The 15,009-nt window shown below is 65.4% G+C and carries 18 protein-coding genes; 12 read left to right on the forward strand and 6 right to left on the reverse strand.

The genetic code is table 11. From position 1 onward, the window contains the following. The first annotated feature begins 47 nt into the window (after nucleotides 1–47). Genes G557_RS0106080 through G557_RS0106095 form a run of 4 tightly spaced genes read left to right on the forward strand, consistent with a single transcriptional unit; the run spans nucleotide 48 to nucleotide 2,799 of the window. On the forward strand, nucleotides 48–344 hold the full coding sequence (locus G557_RS0106080) for a WXG100 family type VII secretion target (RefSeq protein WP_036961520.1): 297 nt from the start codon (nucleotides 48–50) through the stop codon (nucleotides 342–344). A gap of 3 nt (nucleotides 345–347) precedes the next feature. After that, a complete protein-coding gene (locus tag G557_RS0106085; RefSeq protein ID WP_028245336.1) occupies nucleotides 348–662 on the forward strand; it encodes a hypothetical protein in 315 nt (104 codons plus the stop codon). Next, nucleotides 659–2,245, forward strand: coding sequence for a hypothetical protein (locus tag G557_RS0106090; protein WP_028245337.1), 1,587 nt, complete (start codon nucleotides 659–661; stop codon nucleotides 2,243–2,245). Before G557_RS0106085 ends, G557_RS0106090 begins: the two co-directional genes overlap by 4 nt. Further along, nucleotides 2,242–2,799 (forward strand): hypothetical protein, encoded by a 558-nt coding sequence (locus tag G557_RS0106095; RefSeq protein WP_028245338.1) that lies wholly within the window; start codon nucleotides 2,242–2,244, stop codon nucleotides 2,797–2,799. Before G557_RS0106090 ends, G557_RS0106095 begins: the two co-directional genes overlap by 4 nt. 9 nt (nucleotides 2,800–2,808) lie before the next feature. Here the strand turns inward: G557_RS0106095 and G557_RS0106100 are convergent, their stop codons facing one another. Both G557_RS0106100 and G557_RS0106105 read right to left on the reverse strand, forming a co-directional pair. Next, nucleotides 2,809–4,125: a dihydroorotase gene (locus G557_RS0106100; RefSeq protein ID WP_028245339.1), complete on the reverse strand. Its 1,317-nt coding sequence runs from the start codon at nucleotides 4,123–4,125 to the stop codon at nucleotides 2,809–2,811. Continuing rightward, the gene (locus G557_RS0106105) at nucleotides 4,118–4,672 is read right to left on the reverse strand and encodes a hypothetical protein (RefSeq protein WP_028245340.1); all 555 of its coding nucleotides are present in this window, start codon (nucleotides 4,670–4,672) and stop codon (nucleotides 4,118–4,120) included. Before G557_RS0106105 ends, G557_RS0106100 begins: the two co-directional genes overlap by 8 nt. Before the next feature lie 45 nt (nucleotides 4,673–4,717). Between G557_RS0106105 and panD the strand changes: the two genes are divergently transcribed. Genes panD through rsmA form a run of 4 tightly spaced genes read left to right on the forward strand, consistent with a single transcriptional unit; the run spans nucleotide 4,718 to nucleotide 8,535 of the window. Then, a complete protein-coding gene (gene panD / locus G557_RS0106110; RefSeq protein ID WP_028245341.1) occupies nucleotides 4,718–5,125 on the forward strand; it encodes an aspartate 1-decarboxylase in 408 nt (135 codons plus the stop codon). A gap of 23 nt (nucleotides 5,126–5,148) precedes the next feature. Continuing rightward, nucleotides 5,149–6,738: a methionine--tRNA ligase gene (gene metG, locus G557_RS12105; protein WP_036961524.1), complete on the forward strand. Its 1,590-nt coding sequence runs from the start codon at nucleotides 5,149–5,151 to the stop codon at nucleotides 6,736–6,738. A 10-nt stretch (nucleotides 6,739–6,748) separates the two neighbouring features. Further along, nucleotides 6,749–7,654: a TatD family hydrolase gene (locus tag G557_RS0106120; RefSeq protein WP_051224754.1), complete on the forward strand. Its 906-nt coding sequence runs from the start codon at nucleotides 6,749–6,751 to the stop codon at nucleotides 7,652–7,654. Next, complete coding sequence (gene rsmA, locus G557_RS0106125) at nucleotides 7,651–8,535, forward strand: 16S rRNA (adenine(1518)-N(6)/adenine(1519)-N(6))-dimethyltransferase RsmA (protein WP_028245343.1); 885 nt, start codon at nucleotides 7,651–7,653, stop codon at nucleotides 8,533–8,535. The genes G557_RS0106120 and rsmA overlap by 4 nt, the downstream gene beginning before the upstream one ends. 107 nt (nucleotides 8,536–8,642) lie before the next feature. Here rsmA and G557_RS0106130 read toward each other — a convergent pair whose 3' ends face one another. After that, on the reverse strand, nucleotides 8,643–9,512 hold the full coding sequence (locus G557_RS0106130; protein WP_028245344.1) for a TrmH family RNA methyltransferase: 870 nt from the start codon (nucleotides 9,510–9,512) through the stop codon (nucleotides 8,643–8,645). Nucleotides 9,513–9,640: 128 nt separating this feature from the next. On the opposite strand from G557_RS0106130, the gene G557_RS0106135 reads away from it, so the two are divergent. Next, on the forward strand, nucleotides 9,641–10,378 hold the full coding sequence (locus G557_RS0106135; protein WP_156877092.1) for a hypothetical protein: 738 nt from the start codon (nucleotides 9,641–9,643) through the stop codon (nucleotides 10,376–10,378). Beyond that, nucleotides 10,375–10,920 (forward strand): RNA polymerase sigma factor, encoded by a 546-nt coding sequence (locus tag G557_RS12110; protein WP_156877093.1) that lies wholly within the window; start codon nucleotides 10,375–10,377, stop codon nucleotides 10,918–10,920. The genes G557_RS0106135 and G557_RS12110 overlap by 4 nt, the downstream gene beginning before the upstream one ends. A 173-nt stretch (nucleotides 10,921–11,093) precedes the next feature. Here the strand turns inward: G557_RS12110 and G557_RS0106145 are convergent, their stop codons facing one another. Together G557_RS0106145 and G557_RS0106150 are read right to left on the reverse strand one after the other, a co-directional pair. After that, nucleotides 11,094–11,567, reverse strand: a complete 474-nt coding sequence (locus G557_RS0106145) for a GNAT family N-acetyltransferase (protein WP_028245346.1) — start codon at nucleotides 11,565–11,567, stop codon at nucleotides 11,094–11,096. Continuing rightward, on the reverse strand, nucleotides 11,564–12,583 hold the full coding sequence (locus G557_RS0106150) for an LLM class flavin-dependent oxidoreductase (protein ID WP_028245347.1): 1,020 nt from the start codon (nucleotides 12,581–12,583) through the stop codon (nucleotides 11,564–11,566). The genes G557_RS0106145 and G557_RS0106150 overlap by 4 nt, the downstream gene beginning before the upstream one ends. A gap of 90 nt (nucleotides 12,584–12,673) precedes the next feature. Between G557_RS0106150 and G557_RS0106155 the strand changes: the two genes are divergently transcribed. Continuing rightward, nucleotides 12,674–13,630: a 4-(cytidine 5'-diphospho)-2-C-methyl-D-erythritol kinase gene (locus tag G557_RS0106155; RefSeq protein WP_028245348.1), complete on the forward strand. Its 957-nt coding sequence runs from the start codon at nucleotides 12,674–12,676 to the stop codon at nucleotides 13,628–13,630. A 7-nt stretch (nucleotides 13,631–13,637) separates the two neighbouring features. Here the strand turns inward: G557_RS0106155 and G557_RS0106160 are convergent, their stop codons facing one another. Next, nucleotides 13,638–14,282, reverse strand: a complete 645-nt coding sequence (locus G557_RS0106160; protein WP_028245349.1) for an NAD(P)-dependent oxidoreductase — start codon at nucleotides 14,280–14,282, stop codon at nucleotides 13,638–13,640. Between the two features lie 186 nt (nucleotides 14,283–14,468). Between G557_RS0106160 and G557_RS0106165 the strand changes: the two genes are divergently transcribed. Beyond that, nucleotides 14,469–14,834, forward strand: a complete 366-nt coding sequence (locus G557_RS0106165) for a winged helix-turn-helix transcriptional regulator (protein ID WP_028245350.1) — start codon at nucleotides 14,469–14,471, stop codon at nucleotides 14,832–14,834. Nucleotides 14,835–15,009: the final 175 nt, after the last annotated feature.

Genomic DNA, 15,009 nt, shown 5'->3' on the forward strand with positions numbered 1-15,009 from the left:
GCATCGGAGGCACCGCGGGGGTGCTTCCCCGAATTCACGGAGGCGACATGGCGACGTCACTCTCAGTTTCTTACGACGATCTGCGCGGTGCAGCAGCACGGCTCGAGGCCACCAAAGAATCCATCGTCACCGCGCTCGAACAGGCGCGATCACTCATCGGCGATCTGGTGAGTCAGGGGTTCGTCACGCAACACGCCTCGGGTCGCTTTCACACTGCCAGTGAGCGATTCGTCACGGGGTCGCGCCAGGCAATGGAGGGGCTGACCGAGCTGGGGCGCTATCTCACACAGACCTCAGCTGCGCTTGAACAGGTCGATCACGACCTGGCCGCCAAGATCGGCTGATCCATGGCTACGGCACTAAGTCTCGACACGACCGAGGTGCGCAGCGCAGCTGGTCGACTGCGCGAAGGCGCACAGCATTCTGATCTGCTCGCGTTATGCCGCTCAACTGCGGTCTCGGCACCAGAAGTGGGAGCGCCAGCCGTCGCCCACGCCCTCAGACAGGTGATGCAGGTGTGTGAAGCTGCAGCGACCGCGATCATCGAGTGCCTGCAACTGGGCGAGACTGGGGCACAGCGCATCGCAGTCGGTCTTATCGCAGCCGACGAAACCGCGGGGCTGGCCGCCGATCGGCTGCGCTGGTCAGGCTTGCGCCCATGACAGGCAACCTGCCGCTCCTCGGCCGAGATCCAGGTCGAGGCGATGTCGTCGCCATGAGGGTGCTGGCCCAACGGCTGCATCATCACGCAGCTGGGCTGCCGTCGGTTGCGACCGCCACACAGCTCGCGAGGTCGCTGATCGATCGTCAGCAGACCGTCAGCTGCCGGCGGCTCAGCGAGCTGCTTGCGGCCCCACTGCAGTTGGCTCACCGGCTCGTCGCAGCATGCGCTCAGGCAGCGACCGTGCTGCAGGGGTATCAACAGAGCGTAGACGATCTCGACCGCCAAGCGCGCAGCTGCAGGCGGGCGGTGGCTCAGGCAGTTTCTGAACGGGCCATCGTGCAGCTGCATCGCGCCTCGAGCCTCGACGCTGCACAGGCAGCCGAGAGGCAGCAAGAGCATGCGGCGCTCGGCACTGAGATCACGCGCCAGGTGCGGCGTTGGAGCGAGCTGCAGGCTGAGCGCGAGGCACTCGATGCACGCACGCGAAGAGCGCTTGAGAGCATTCCGTTGCTCGACGCGCCTTGGCCTTCATCGACCAGTGGCAGGCGAGCGGTGGCCATGGCCCTCTATGGGTGGCAGCACGACGCTTCAGCACTTCGCTCTGCGTTCGCTGCGCTGGCCGCCGACCCTACTCAGGTGAGTGCACTCTGGCAGCAGCTGCCCTTTGAGGTCAGAGCAGACGTTCTCGAAACGCACCCTGAGATTGTGCGCAATCTTGACGGCATTCCGATGATCGATCGAATCCTCGCCAACCGTCATTACGTGCAGCAGCATCGTGATGAACTTGCACAGCAGATCGACGTCACCTATCTCGATGCGATCATTCGCGGTGAGACCCAAGTGTGCCTGTTCGACCCGACGGGTGATCGCATTATCGAGGTCATCGGCGACCTCTCGGCTGAAGTGCGTCGCGTGGTCACATACGTGCCGGGCACCGGTGCAGATCTTGACGGGTTCGTCAGCGGATGGCATCAGCAAGCAAGCGAATACCTCGCCGACGAGCACACCAACCCCGGCACCGTGGCATTCGTGTACAAAGACGGCCCCTGGATCAACTGGACCACTCGGTCGAATCTCAACGCCACATATTTGGCGCTCTATGGCGTGGGCATCGCGCGCTTTCAACAAGTCGTGCAGCTCGAGCCCAAGCTCGCCGATGCACTGCAGGTCGGCATCGGTCACAGCGCCGGCGTCACCGCGCAGCTGTACGCCGAGCGAGCCGGCGCCCACTATGACCTGCAGGTGGCACTCGGCGGCGCCTATGCTCCCGCGCAGTGGCAGCCGGCTGCTGACACGCGATATTCGAGTCATAACTATGCCGGCGATGCCATTTTGGTGCTCGATGTGCATAACGAGGTGGGCGATCTGCTCGTGCCAGATGCACTCGACTCGCTGAGGCCGGCATTGCCGACGGTCGCCACGGCTGAAGTCTTCGAACACCATTTCTATCCGAGGGTCGCAGGAGACAGCGCAATCGACGCGCACAACCGCATCACTGAGGGGCCAGAGACCAATCAGCAGCCGCTCGATGCCGTGGTACGAGCGATCAAAGAGGTGGAGTCCGCGAGGAGGGCAAAATGATCAGAACAACTCTTGCAGTCGGCACCCTCGTGGTGGCGCTGTTCTGTGGCGGCTGTGCTTTGCTGAGCCCAGAGTATGCTGCGGCGCGTGCCTCGGCCAATGCCGAAATGCAGGTCTTCGTCGAGACGTCTCGGCAGCGCACCCTGTTCGAGGCCAAGCGTGAGCTGAAGGCAGTCGAAGACGAGGTGCTCTCGTTGACTCCACGAGATTCTGCGCTCGAATTCCGGCAGACCAAAGAAGAGCGCAATCTCTTCGGCTGTCGAGGCGATGAAGATCTTCATTCTTGGCCGTTTACCAGCAATGTGACCTTCGACGCCGACACGGTCGACGTGATTCAGCTGATGAACGATATCGGCGACCACTTCGCCGACATCGAAGGTTGGTCGGTCAGCCCCGGCCAGCCAGAGGGCAAGACCGAAGTCATCTACCTCAAACGAAGCTCTGACGACATGCTCATCGCCGTCTCTGCCCGAGGAGAGAGTGGCACCATGCGCATCGCCGGTTTCAGCGGGTGCTTTCTGCTGAAGAACTACCACCGGTCGAGAGAGTTCTGATGCTGAGGCCTAGAGTGCCCCGTGCACCGCCACTCCGTCGATGAGCGTGGCCGCGATCGACCAAGGCAGTGTGACTCCTTCAAACGGAGTATTGTCAGCCTTTGTGCGTTGTTCAGCACCAGCGATCGGGCCGGTCGGGTGTTCATCGATGAATACCAGGGTCGCCGGGTCTCCAGCGCGCACTTGCGCATCCACCGCAGTCTCGACATGACCGATGCGCGCCGGTGCGTCGTGCATCGCCCGGGTGATCAGCCGCCAGTCGACCACACCGTGCTGGGCGGTGGCATGGGCCACAACAGAGAGCGCGGTTTCGAGGCCGGTAAGACCGAATGCCGCCTCACTCCAGCCGCATGACTTCGCTGCTGTGGTGTGTGGGGCGTGATCGGTGCCCACCGTGTCGATGGTGCCGTCGCGCAGCGCCTCGCGCAGCGCCTGCACATCGTCGGCTGAGCGCAGCGGCGGGTTTACCTTGAACTTGGGTGCAGCTGTGGCGGCCAGCTCGTCGGTGAGCAGCAGATGATGCGGGGTGACTTCGGCGCTCACCGGCCAGCCCAAGGCTTTGGCCTGACGCACCACCTCGACGCTGCGACGAGTCGACAGATGGCACACGTGCAGATGCCCGCCGGTCTCGGCGGCGATCACGGCGTCGCGGGCGATGACCGCGGCCTCACCGCTGACCGGCCAGGCGTCGAGCCCCGTGGCTTCGGCGGCGAAACCAGCGTTGATCTGACCGCTGCCAGCCAGATCGTGCAATTGCGAGTGCTGCGCGATGGTCACACCCCGATCGGCGGCGCGGGTCAGCGCCTGGGCGACCAGCCCGGCATCGTCGACGCAGCGTCCGTCGTCGGAGAACAGCGTCACTCCAGCGTCGACCAGGTCGTCGATGGGTATGAGCTCTGTTCCGGCGAGCCCCAGCGTGATCGAACCAACCGGGTGGGTGCGCACGAGAGATGCGGCACGGGCGCGCTCCGACATCCATGCGACGCGTTCGACCGAATCGGTGACGGGGCTGACGTTGGCCATTGCGAACACATCAGAGAACCCGCCAGCAGCTGCAGCCGCCAGGCCGGTCTCGATGGTCTCTTGGTCGCTGCCGCCGGGCTCGCGCAGGTGCACGTGCAGATCGATGAACGCCGGCAACACGATCAGGCCGTGGCCGTCGACCACACGGTCGGGGGCAGCGTCAGCCAACACTGCGGGGCGCAACACCGGGTCGAACACCCCGGCGATCAGGCCACCGTTGATGAGCAGATCGGCAGGCGCCTCACCGTAGGGGCGCACATCGGTGACGAGCAGGCGTTCGGTGGCGACGGGGCGGTCAGACATGGGCGGAGCCTTCCGATGAGGTGGGTGTGGCGGTGGCACGTGCCGCCGCGATGAGCAGGCGCACGGCGAACACGATGGTGACGATGAGCAGCAGCACCTGCAGGCATTCGAGGCCCACGTAGACGGCATGCAGTGATGAAGGGCCCGGGTCGCCGCCGGCGACGATCACATCGCTGCGGTGGTTTAACAACGGACGCACCACGCCCACTTTGACCACCAGCACGGCCACACCCGCGACGAGTGTGCCGGTCAGTCGGCGGGCGTCAAGTGCCTGCACCGCCTCGTGACGGCGGGCAATCAACAGCGCGATCACGGTGACCAGGGCGAGTGCGATCTCGCAGGCGTTGAGTGCGGTGAACACAAGTCGGCCGATGCCGAGCCCGAGCGGAATGGTGATGCCCGGTGCCTGAAATTTCAGCGGCGCCTCGATGAACGAGATGGCGAGAATGAGGCCGAGCCAGAGCGTGGGTGCCACAACGGTGAAGGCCGCTGCACGCAGGCGCACGGCAGGCTGGCCGGCCGCAGGGGTCGGAGTCGTCGAGGTCATGGCTCCAGTCTATGTTCCCGGGCTCCAGCGGCGTAGAATGGCCTGATGCTCGTCACGTTCATCGCCTCCAAGATTCACCGGGCGACGGTCACTCACGCCGACCTCGATTATGTCGGGTCGATCACCATCGATCGCGAGCTGCTCGATGCCTCCGGCATCTTTCCGGGGCAGCAGGTGCACGTGGTCGACATCGCCAACGGCAATCGGCTGATCACCTACGCCATCGAGGGTGAAGCTGGCAGCGGGGTCATCGGCATCAACGGAGCGGCCGCGCACTTGGTTGCGCCGGGCGATCTGGTCATCATCATGGCCTATGCGCAGGGCGAGCCAGCCGAGGCCAAAGCATTCACTCCCAAAGTGGTGCACGTCGACGACCACAACCATGTGGTGCAGCTCGGCAGCGACCTCGCTGCGCCAGACGAGCACTCGATCGCGTCGCCGCACGCGCTCTGAGCCCGGCACGTACAATGGTGGCCATGGCTGAGCGCGACTCCTTCTTCATCACCACGCCGATCTTCTATGTCAATGACGTGCCGCACATCGGGCACGGCTACACCGAGGTCGCTGCTGACGTGCTCGCCCGTTGGCACCGGCAACGCGGAGACGACACCTGGCTGCTGACCGGCACCGATGAGCACGGTCAGAAGATTCTGCGCACCGCCACAGCCAACGAGGTGACCCCTAAGCAGTGGGCCGACCGCCTGGTCGAGAACGCCTGGAAGCCGCTGCTGGCAACCCTCGACATCAGCAACGATGACTTCATTCGCACCACCGACGAACGCCATGAAGAGAACGTCAAGGTGTTTCTGCAGCGCCTGTACGATCGCGGCTACATCTACACCGGCGAGTTCGAGGGGTTCTACTGCGTCGGCTGCGAAGAGTACAAGCAAGAGAGCGACCTGGTCGACGGCGAAGGCGAGTTTGCCGGCCAAAAGGTGTGCGCCATCCATTCGAAGCCGGTCGAACTGCTCAAAGAGAAGAACTACTTCTTCAAGATGAGCGAGTTCGGCCCTCAGCTGCTGAAACTCTACGAAGAGCATCCCGAGTTCGTGCAGCCGGCGAGCGCACGCAACGAGGTTGTCTCGTTCGTGCGCCAGGGGCTCACTGACCTGTCGATCTCACGTTCGAGCTTCGACTGGGGTATCAAGCTGCCTTGGGATGAGTCGCATGTGCTCTATGTCTGGATCGACGCGCTGCTCAACTACATCACCGCCGTCGGCTACGGGCAAGACGACGAGGCGTTCGCCCGTCGCTGGCCTGCGCAGGTGCACCTGGTCGGCAAAGACATTTTGCGTTTTCACGCCGTGATCTGGCCGGCACTGCTGCTGGCGGCCGGGCTCGAGCTGCCCAAGCACGTGTTCGGCCACGGCTGGCTGCTGGTCGGCGGCGAGAAGATGAGCAAGTCGAAGCTCACTGGCATCGCTCCCACCCAGATCACCGACGTGTTCGGGTCAGATGCCTTCCGCTACTACTTCATGCGAGCGATCAGCTTCGGCCACGATGGCTCGTTCTCGTGGGAGGACATCGCCAGCCGCTACGAGTCTGAGCTCGCCAACGGCTATGGCAACCTCGCCTCGCGTGTGCTGGCCATGATCGAGCGTTACTTCGACGGCGCCGTGCCTGAGGCCGGCGAGCTGAGTGCGGCCGATCGCGTGATCGTCGAGCTGGTCGAGGCGGTGCCCACGATTGCCGATGCGCACTTCGCCGAGTTCAAGATCAACGAGGCGCTCGCCGAGATTTGGCGCATCGTTGACGCGCTCAACGGCTACATCACTGAGCAGGAGCCCTGGGCCGTGGCCAAGTCGGGTGACCGCGAGCGCCTGGCGACGATTCTGCACACCGCGTGGCACGCGCTCGGCGCTCTCACCGTGCTGCTGTCTCCGGTGATGCCCAAGGCCACCGCGCAGCTGTGGAGTTCGCTGGCCACCGGCGACGTGCGCGACGTGATCGTCACCGAGGCCGCCGAGTGGCAGCGCGTGGCGCTCGACACCGTGCACGCGATCGAACCGCTGTTTCCGCGGGTCGATGCCTCAACGGTGCCCGAGACCCCGGTGCCGCAGCACTAGGGTCGCGCACATGAGTCACAAGCACCGCGACCACAGCTATCCGCCGGCTGGCGAGCCGTTGCCGATCGCCGTCTACGACAACCACACGCATATCGAGCCGCCCCTGATCGACGTGGTGCCAGAGTCGAGCGAAGACCCGCATACGCGTCCGGGAGCCGACGCACTGAACGCCCCGGCAGACTGGATTGCGCAGCTCGACCTTGCTGAGGCTGTGGGCGTGCGCGGCATCGTTCAGGCCGGCACCACGCTCGCCACATCACGGTGGGCGGCAGAGCATGCCGAACGCGACCGGCGCATGCTTGCGGGTGTGGCCATCCACCCGAATGAAGTGCCGGCGTATGCCGCAGCAGGAATGCTTGACGATGCGATTGCCGCGCTCGACGCACTTGCCGCGCGCGATCGGGTGCGCGTGGTCGGCGAGACCGGCCTCGACTTTCACTACACCGAGTCGGCCGACTTCGACACACAGGTGCGCTCGTTCGAGCAGCACATCGAGATCGCGAAGGCCCACGACATCGCGCTGCAGATTCACGACCGCGACGCTCACGCCGAGGTCGTGGCCACGCTGCTGCGTGTTGGCGCGCCCGAGCGCACGGTTTTTCACTGCTTCTCGGGTGACGCCGAACTGGGGCGCGTGTGTGCCGAGCACGGCTGGTATGCCTCGTTCTCGGGCACGGTCACGTTCAAGAACGCCGAAGGGGTGCGGGCCGGGCTGCGCGAGCTGCCCCGCGACCTCGTGCTCGTTGAGACCGACGCGCCGTACCTGACTCCCATGCCCTACCGCGGGCGCCCGAACGCTCCCTACCTGCTGCCGAACACGGTGCGGTTCGTGGCAGAGCACCTCGCGCTGCCACTCGACGAGTTCTGCGACCAGATCGTCGCCAACACCGAGCGCGTCTACGGAGCGTGGGCATGAGCGACGACGTGCAGCTGTTGGGGCCGGCGCAGGTGCGCGAGCTGGCTGCGCGCCACGGCATCACCCCGACCAAAAAGCTCGGCCAGAACTTCGTGATCGACCCCAATACCATTCGGCGCATCGTCGCCGCGGCCAATGTGCGTGCCGACGATCGTGTGCTCGAGGTGGGGCCGGGGCTCGGCTCGCTCACCCTGGGGCTGCTCGAGGTGGCTGACGATGTCACGGTGATCGAACTCGACGCAGGGCTTGCCGCAGCGCTGCCGGCCACCATCGCCCGACAGGCGCCCGGGCGCAGGGTGCGCATTATTCCGGGGGATGCGGCAAAGGTCGGCGAGGCCCAATGGGCTGCAGCCCGAGATGGCGAGTCTGCCGGAGGCCCAACGGCAGTGGTCGCGAACCTGCCGTATAACGTGGCGGTGCCGATTGTGCTGCATCTGCTCGAGACCTTTCCGAGCATTCGCCGTGTGCTGGTCATGGTGCAGGCTGAGGTCGCCGATCGTGTTGCGGCCGCGCCGGGCAGCAAGGTCTATGGCGTGCCGAGTGTCAAAGCGGCTTGGTACGGGCAGTGGTCGCTCGCCGGGTCGGTGGGCAAACACGTGTTTTGGCCGGCACCGAATGTGACCAGCGGGTTGCTGGCCGGCGACATCGTGGCGCCCGATGCCAGGCCTGGCGACGAGGCTCTGCGGCGCAACGTCTTTCGTGTGGTTGACGCGGCGTTCGCGCAGCGCCGCAAGACACTGCGGCAGTCGTTGGCTGGGCTTGCTGGCAGTCCGGCAGCGGCCGAAGACCTGCTGCGTGCCGCTGGCGTCGACCCGGGGGAGCGTGCTGAGCGTCTGGGGCTCGCCGAGTTCGTGGCGATTGGTCGCGTTCTCGCTGACTGACCCGGCTCGAAGCCCCGGCCCCATCGAGTGTGCAGAAAAGCTGCCTACCGAGGTGGGTGTAGGCCGTTCTTCTGCACACTCGCTGAGCGGGTGGCGACCGAACCGGCTCAGGCTCGCAGCGCCCACATCGCCACGGCGCTGGTTGCCGCGACATTCAGCGAGTCGACGCCATTGCTCATCGGAATCTCGACCAGCGTGTCGGCCGTGCGCAGGCACGCCTCAGATACGCCGTATCCTTCTGAACCGAGCACCAGGGCGAGACGGTTGCCTGCTGATGCCGAGTGCACCTGCTTGGCGAAGGCATCGAGGGTGACCGCGCGCTCGTCAAGCGCCAGGGCAGCCACATGAAACCCGGCGGAGTGCAGCAGCGGGGCGAGACTGCGCCATCCACCGGTATGCGCCCACGGCACCTGCAGCACCGTGCCCATGCTCATGCGCACCGCACGGCGATACAGCGGATCGGCGGTGTGCGGGGTGAGCAGCACCGCGTCGGCGCCGAGGCCGGCCGCCGAACGAAAGATCAGCCCGACGTTGGTGGGGTCGACCACGCCCTCGACGATCACGATGCGGCTGTTCGGCGCTGCGGCAGCTTGGGCGATGACGGTCTCGGCGTCGAGCGGCGCTGGCCGGTTCATGCAGCCGATCACACCGTGATGCAGCTCGAAGCCGGTGAGGGCGGCGAGATCTTCTTCAGCCCCGGTAAACACCGGGATGGGTGCCAGACCGGCCTGTGCTCGCTGCGCATCGCCCTGGCCGGCAGCGGCCAGCAGAAACTCGATCTCGGGCACGGCACTGCGCTCGGCCAGCACCGACCTCGGCTGGTGACCCGCGGCGAGCGCGCGCTCGAACACGAACTTCGACTCGGCCAAGTACAGACCCCGCTCGCTGTCGATGCGTTTGCGCAGAGCCGAATCGGTGAGCCGGGCGAACTCGTCAAGGCGAGGGTCGTCGAGGCCGTGCACGTCGAGAATGGGCATGCGTCAAGCCTAGTGAGGTCTGGGTGGCGGCCTGTCACGTTTTGCGCTCCCGCGACATGTACTCAGTGAAGGAACGAGTGACTTGCAACGTGTGGGCACTTGAGACAATGACAGCCAAGGGAGAATTCATGAATGCGACACCAGGTGAGATGACCGGCGACGATCTGGAGCGCGAGCTGAGGTCTGTCGATCCGGCTGCAGCTGCTGTTATTGGGCAGGATGCCGTGCACCAGTTGCTGCGCCAGGCTCAGTCTTCTGCAGCTCAAACTGCGTCTGGCCGTGGGCATGGTCGCAGTCGGCGCTTCTGGGCTGTGGTCGCATTGGCGGCGGTTGGAGTTGGTGCGCCGACTGCGGCGGTCGGCAGCGGGTTGCTCGCACAGACCGGATGGTTCGGCAGCCCCGCGACCTCGACCGAAGAAGACACGAGCGAGTACATCGATACCGGAGCGGCAGACTATCTGGACTATGCCGCCGCGCAGTGGCCATCAGAGGTCGTTCTGCCAGACGGTTATGACACACAGGCTTTCGCTGAAGCTGCTGCAGGCTACTTGCGTCCGAGCGGAGGAGCGATGGTGCAGAGGACCTCGATTCTCTACAACTTCGAGGGTGCCGCAAGATACGCCTGGATGCGAGAGTGGCTTGACGCGAACGCCGTCGGTGATACCGCTCGTGAGCAGCGTGCTGCCGAAGTGCTGACTGACCCGATGCAGTGGCAGGCCGCTGCATCGTCTGACGGCGGCGGAGTCATTGACCATATCCGCGCTGTCGGGCAGGCCGCTCTGGACGGAGACCGAGCAGCAGTCGCCGAGGACGCGCAGCGATACTCAGGGTATGACCAGGCCATTCTCGATCGAGCACGCGCGTGAGCAGGGCGAACGGCCGCAGTGGGGCATCCGGTGCGGATCAAGAGTTCGATGACTTGATGGCCGCCCTTCTGCCAGATCTCGTGCGGTATTTCGCCCGACGCATCCCCGATGCACATGCGGCGGTCGACTGCGCGGCCGACACCGCACTGATCATGTACGAGCGGTTTACGCAGCTGCCGATCTCGGCGGATGAACGGCGGGCATGGGCTTTTGGAATCGCGCGAAACGTGCGCTCGAGCCATTTGCGCAAGAGTGTACGGCGGCTCGAGATCGATGATGCATTGCGCGAAGTGCTGGTAGGCGAGATCAGCGACGTCGCCGAGGTTGCGTCGCGCAACGAACAGATCAACCAAGTGCTGCGAGCCTTGCCCACCCTCTCATCTGCTGATCAGGAACTGCTGACACTTGTCGTCTGGGACGAGTTGCAAGTGCAGCAGGCCGGTGCCGTGGTCGGCCTGAACCCTACCGCGGCACGCAAGCGCTACGAACGCGCACGGAATCGTTGGCGGAAAGCGTATGCAGGCCTCGGGAGTGAAGCCTGAGCCGGTTCTCACGGCATGTGTCGGCTCGGGGCAGTCCCGCGCCAACATCCCACAACATTTGCCGTGTTTGAGCTCTTTTCGCGGCAAGTGGCGTGAGAAAAAGATGGCGGGGCGATGGCGGGGCGCCGCAGGGATAGTTGAGGATGCCCGTGACCGTCAGACCGAACGCCAGGCTAGAGCTGACGCGACATCGCGAAATTGGTCAGCGAGACACCGCGAACGATCGGCGCTCTTTGCTCGTCCACGACGAAACCGCGTGCCTCGAAGAACGCTCGGGCCGTGATGCTCGCGTGCGTGCTCAGCTGTGTCGCGCCCGCTGCTCGGGCCGTTTCCGCCGCCCACGCCAACAGCGCCGATGCGACCCCCTTGCGAACGTCTCGCGGTTCGACGAACAACATGTCGATGTACCCGTGCTCATCGACATCGGTGAATCCGACCACTCGGCCGTCGATCTGCGCCACCTGAGTGTTTGCCGTGGCTCGTGCTCGATTCCACACGCCCAAGTCGCGGTCAACGCCTGACCACGCTTCGACTTGCTGCGCCGTGTAATCATGACTTGCCGTTTGCCGAATCGCCCGCACGCACACATCGAAGGTCTCGGGTGCATCGGATTCGCGGTACGCACGCAACGACATTTCGGTCGTCATCGCCAGCCGAGCGCCGGCGCGATATCTTCGAGCACCGTCTGCAGCAGTCGAGTGTTGTATTCGACGCCGAGCATATTCGGCACCGTCAGCAGCAGATGATCGGCCTCAGCCACGGCGGTGTCTGTGGCCAGATCGGCGATCAGCTGGTCGGGCTCGCCGGTGTAGCTCTTGCCGAAGCGGGCGATCGTCTCGGCGTCGATGTAGCCCACCTGATCTTCGTCATCGCGCTGGCCGCCGCCGAAGTATCGTCGGTCTTCGTCAGCGGTGATCGGCAGGATGCTGCGGCTGACTGAGACGGTCGGCGTGCGCTTCCAGCCGGCTTGCGCCCAGGCCTCGCGGTAGACGCGGATCTGCTCGGCCTGCAGCTCGTGGAACGGCACGCCGGTGTCTTCGGTCAGCAGCGTCGAGCTCATCAGGTTGTAGCCCTGCTCGGCAGCCCAGGCTGCACTGCCCCGGGTGCCCGAGCCCCACCAGATGCGCTCGTGCAGGGTGCGCGACTGCGGCATGATCGGCAGTGGCTGGCGCACACCGCTGGTGCGCGGGTCGCTGGTGGCCACACCGGCACCCTGGATGGCGGCCATGAATTGGGTGGCATGGCCGCGAGCCAGGTCGGCGTCGCTCTCGCCCTCGGCGGGCACATACCCGAATGACTCATACCCACGGTCGGCCGGCTCGGGCGACCCTCGGCTGATGCCCAGCTGCAGTCGCTCGCCGCTGATCAGATCGGCGGCCGCGGCGTCTTCGGCCATGGCGAACGGGTTTTCGTAGCGCATGTCGATCACGCCGGTGCCGATTTCGATGCGCTTGGTGCGCGCGCCGACGGCAGCCAGCAGGGGAAAAGGAGAAGCCAGTTGGCGAGCAAAGTGGTGCACGCGGAAGTACGCGCCGTCAGCGCCGATCTCTTCGGCGGCCACCGCCAGATCGATTGACTGCAGCAGCACGTCAGATGCGGTGCGCACGCGAGAGCCGGGCACGGGCTGGTAATGCCCGAAAGAGAGGAATCCGATGCTTTTCACAACGGGTGCAACCATACTGTGGGTGACAGTATTCCTTGCACAGACAAGCATTCGGTCCGGAGTGTTGCAGCACGCGGCTAGACTCGTTGCATGCACCCCGCATCGCCGTCGATCACCACGCGAACGCCCGGCAAAGTCAACCTGTTGCTGGCGGTGGGTGAGTGCGGCGACGACGGCTACCATCCGGTCGTGAGCGTCTATCACGCCGTGCAGCTGTATGAAGACGTCACGGTGGCCTGGTCGCCAGAGTGGCAGCTGAGTTTTCGGGGCGGTCGGCCCATGCCGGTCACCGATGACAACTTGGTGCTGCGTGCCGGTCGCCTGTTGGCGGCCGAGGCCACCCCGTTTTTGACCGACAACTCGCCAGAGCGCCTCACCGCCTCGATCGCGGTGCGCAAACGAGTGCCGATCGCCGGGGGCATGGCCGGTGGCTCGGCTGACGCGGCAGGCACGCTGGTGGCTCTCGCCAAGCTCTGGCGCCTCGACGTGCCGAAAGCGCAGCTGGCGCGCATCGCCGCAAAGCTCGGATCAGACGTTCCCTTTGCACTGCGAGGCGGCACCAGCATCGGCACCGGCCGCGGTGACCGTCTGGCGCCGGTGATCGCCGCGCCCACCTTTCACTGGGTGATGATCACGCGCAGCGGCGGGCTCAGTACGCCGGCGGTCTACTCGAAGTTCGACGAAATGGTCGCCGCTGGCGAGATCGAGGCAAGTGCCGAGCAGCCAGCCCTGGCCCACGCCGAAGCGGTGGTCACAGCGCTGGCCTCAGGCGATGCCCATGCACTCGCGCCGCTGCTGCAGGATGACTTGCAGTCGGCGGCCATTTCGCTGCTGCCCGAGCTGCAGCAGACCATCGACGCAGGGGTGCGCCACGGCGCGCTCGCCGGCATCGTGTCGGGTTCGGGCCCCACAGTGGCTCTGCTCGCCGACAGCGCACATGGCGCCGCGGCCCTCGCCCAGTCGATGCTGGCTCGGGGTCACGACGCCCGGGTGGTGTCAGGCCCCACTCGCGGCGCCCACGTACTCGACGCCGACGACGAGGCCTGACACTCGATCAGTATGCGACGGTGAAGCGCTGACGGCTGTGCTCGGGCTTCTCCACCTCGTCGAGCACGGCGATCGCCAGGTCACCGGCGCTCAGGTTCGACTGGCCAGCCTCGTCGACCAGCAGCACGTCGCCGCCGATGCGGAACGTGCCGGTGGTGGGGCCGGGGTTGTGCCCGCCGAAGCCGCCGGCGGGGCTGATGAAGAACCAGTCGAGGTCGGGCGAGCCGGCCTTCAGATCGTCGAGCACCGCAGCCAGCTCGTTGGCCTCGGCCTTGAACTCGTCAGGAAAACCGTCGGTGTCGACCACGCGCGGCCCACCCTCGGTCACCTGCAGCGACCCGGCGCCGCCGATCACACCGAAGCGCTGGCCGTCGGCCGCAGCCTGGGCCGCAACCTCGGCGAGCACGCCGCGCTGCTTGCCTGCGAGCGCCCCGCGTGGTGACAGGGCCGAGACGATGACGTCGGCACCCTTGACGGCGTCGCTGAGAAACTGCTCGTCGAGCACCGAGCCGGTGACATAGTGCACCCCCTCGATGGGCTGCTCGGGCGCCTTGCGGCTCACCGAGGTGACGTCGAGCCCGCGCTTGGCGGCCTCGGCGACGAGTGCGCTGCCGGCGTAGCCGGTGCCTCCGAGAATCACGATCTTGGTCATGTGCGTTCCTTTCGTGCGCTGGCACCCGCCACGTGAGGCCGCGGGGTGCGATCTCGAGGGCATTCGAACGGATGCGCGACTCACTTTACGAGACAATGGTCACTTTGGGAAAGTAGGCACCTTGAAGTAACCTTGTGTGACGTGCAAGCCGCGCGCGCATCCATTGGCCGAGCCCGAGGAGAGCAGATGCCTGAACCCGAGTGGGATCCGTTTGATGCGGGCTGCCCCTCACGTCGCCTGCTCGATCGCATCGGCGACCGCTGGAGTGTGCTCGTGCTGCTGTCGCTGGCCGATGGCGCGCTGCGCTTCTCTCAGCTGCGTACCAGAGTCGACGGCGTGTCGCAGAAGATGCTCACGCAGACGCTGCGGGCGCTTGAGCGTGATGGGCTGGTCGAACGCACGGTGTTCGCCGAGGTGCCGCCGCGGGTTGAGTACGAGCTGACCGATCTCGGACGCGACCTGCTCGGCCCGCTGCAGGTGCTCAGCGGATGGGCGGTGCAGCACATGTCGTCGGTGGCCGAGGCCCAGCGTGCGTATGACGCGCGCGGGTGAATCTTGCGTTCATCGGTGCTGATCGCGACCAGTGTTGATCACCTGAGCATGGGCGTGTGGGCGAATGCCTGTTGGTGCCACAGGTACGCCTTGCCTAGAGTCCATCGAAGCATGCACCACCGACACGAATCGGCCGATGGGTCGATACCGCCGCAGTAGCGTGTGGCGAACTAGA

The sequence above is a fragment of the Pseudoclavibacter soli DSM 23366 genome (genome assembly GCF_000423505.1).
Taxonomy (GTDB): Bacteria; Actinomycetota; Actinomycetes; order Actinomycetales; family Microbacteriaceae; genus Pseudoclavibacter_A; species Pseudoclavibacter_A soli.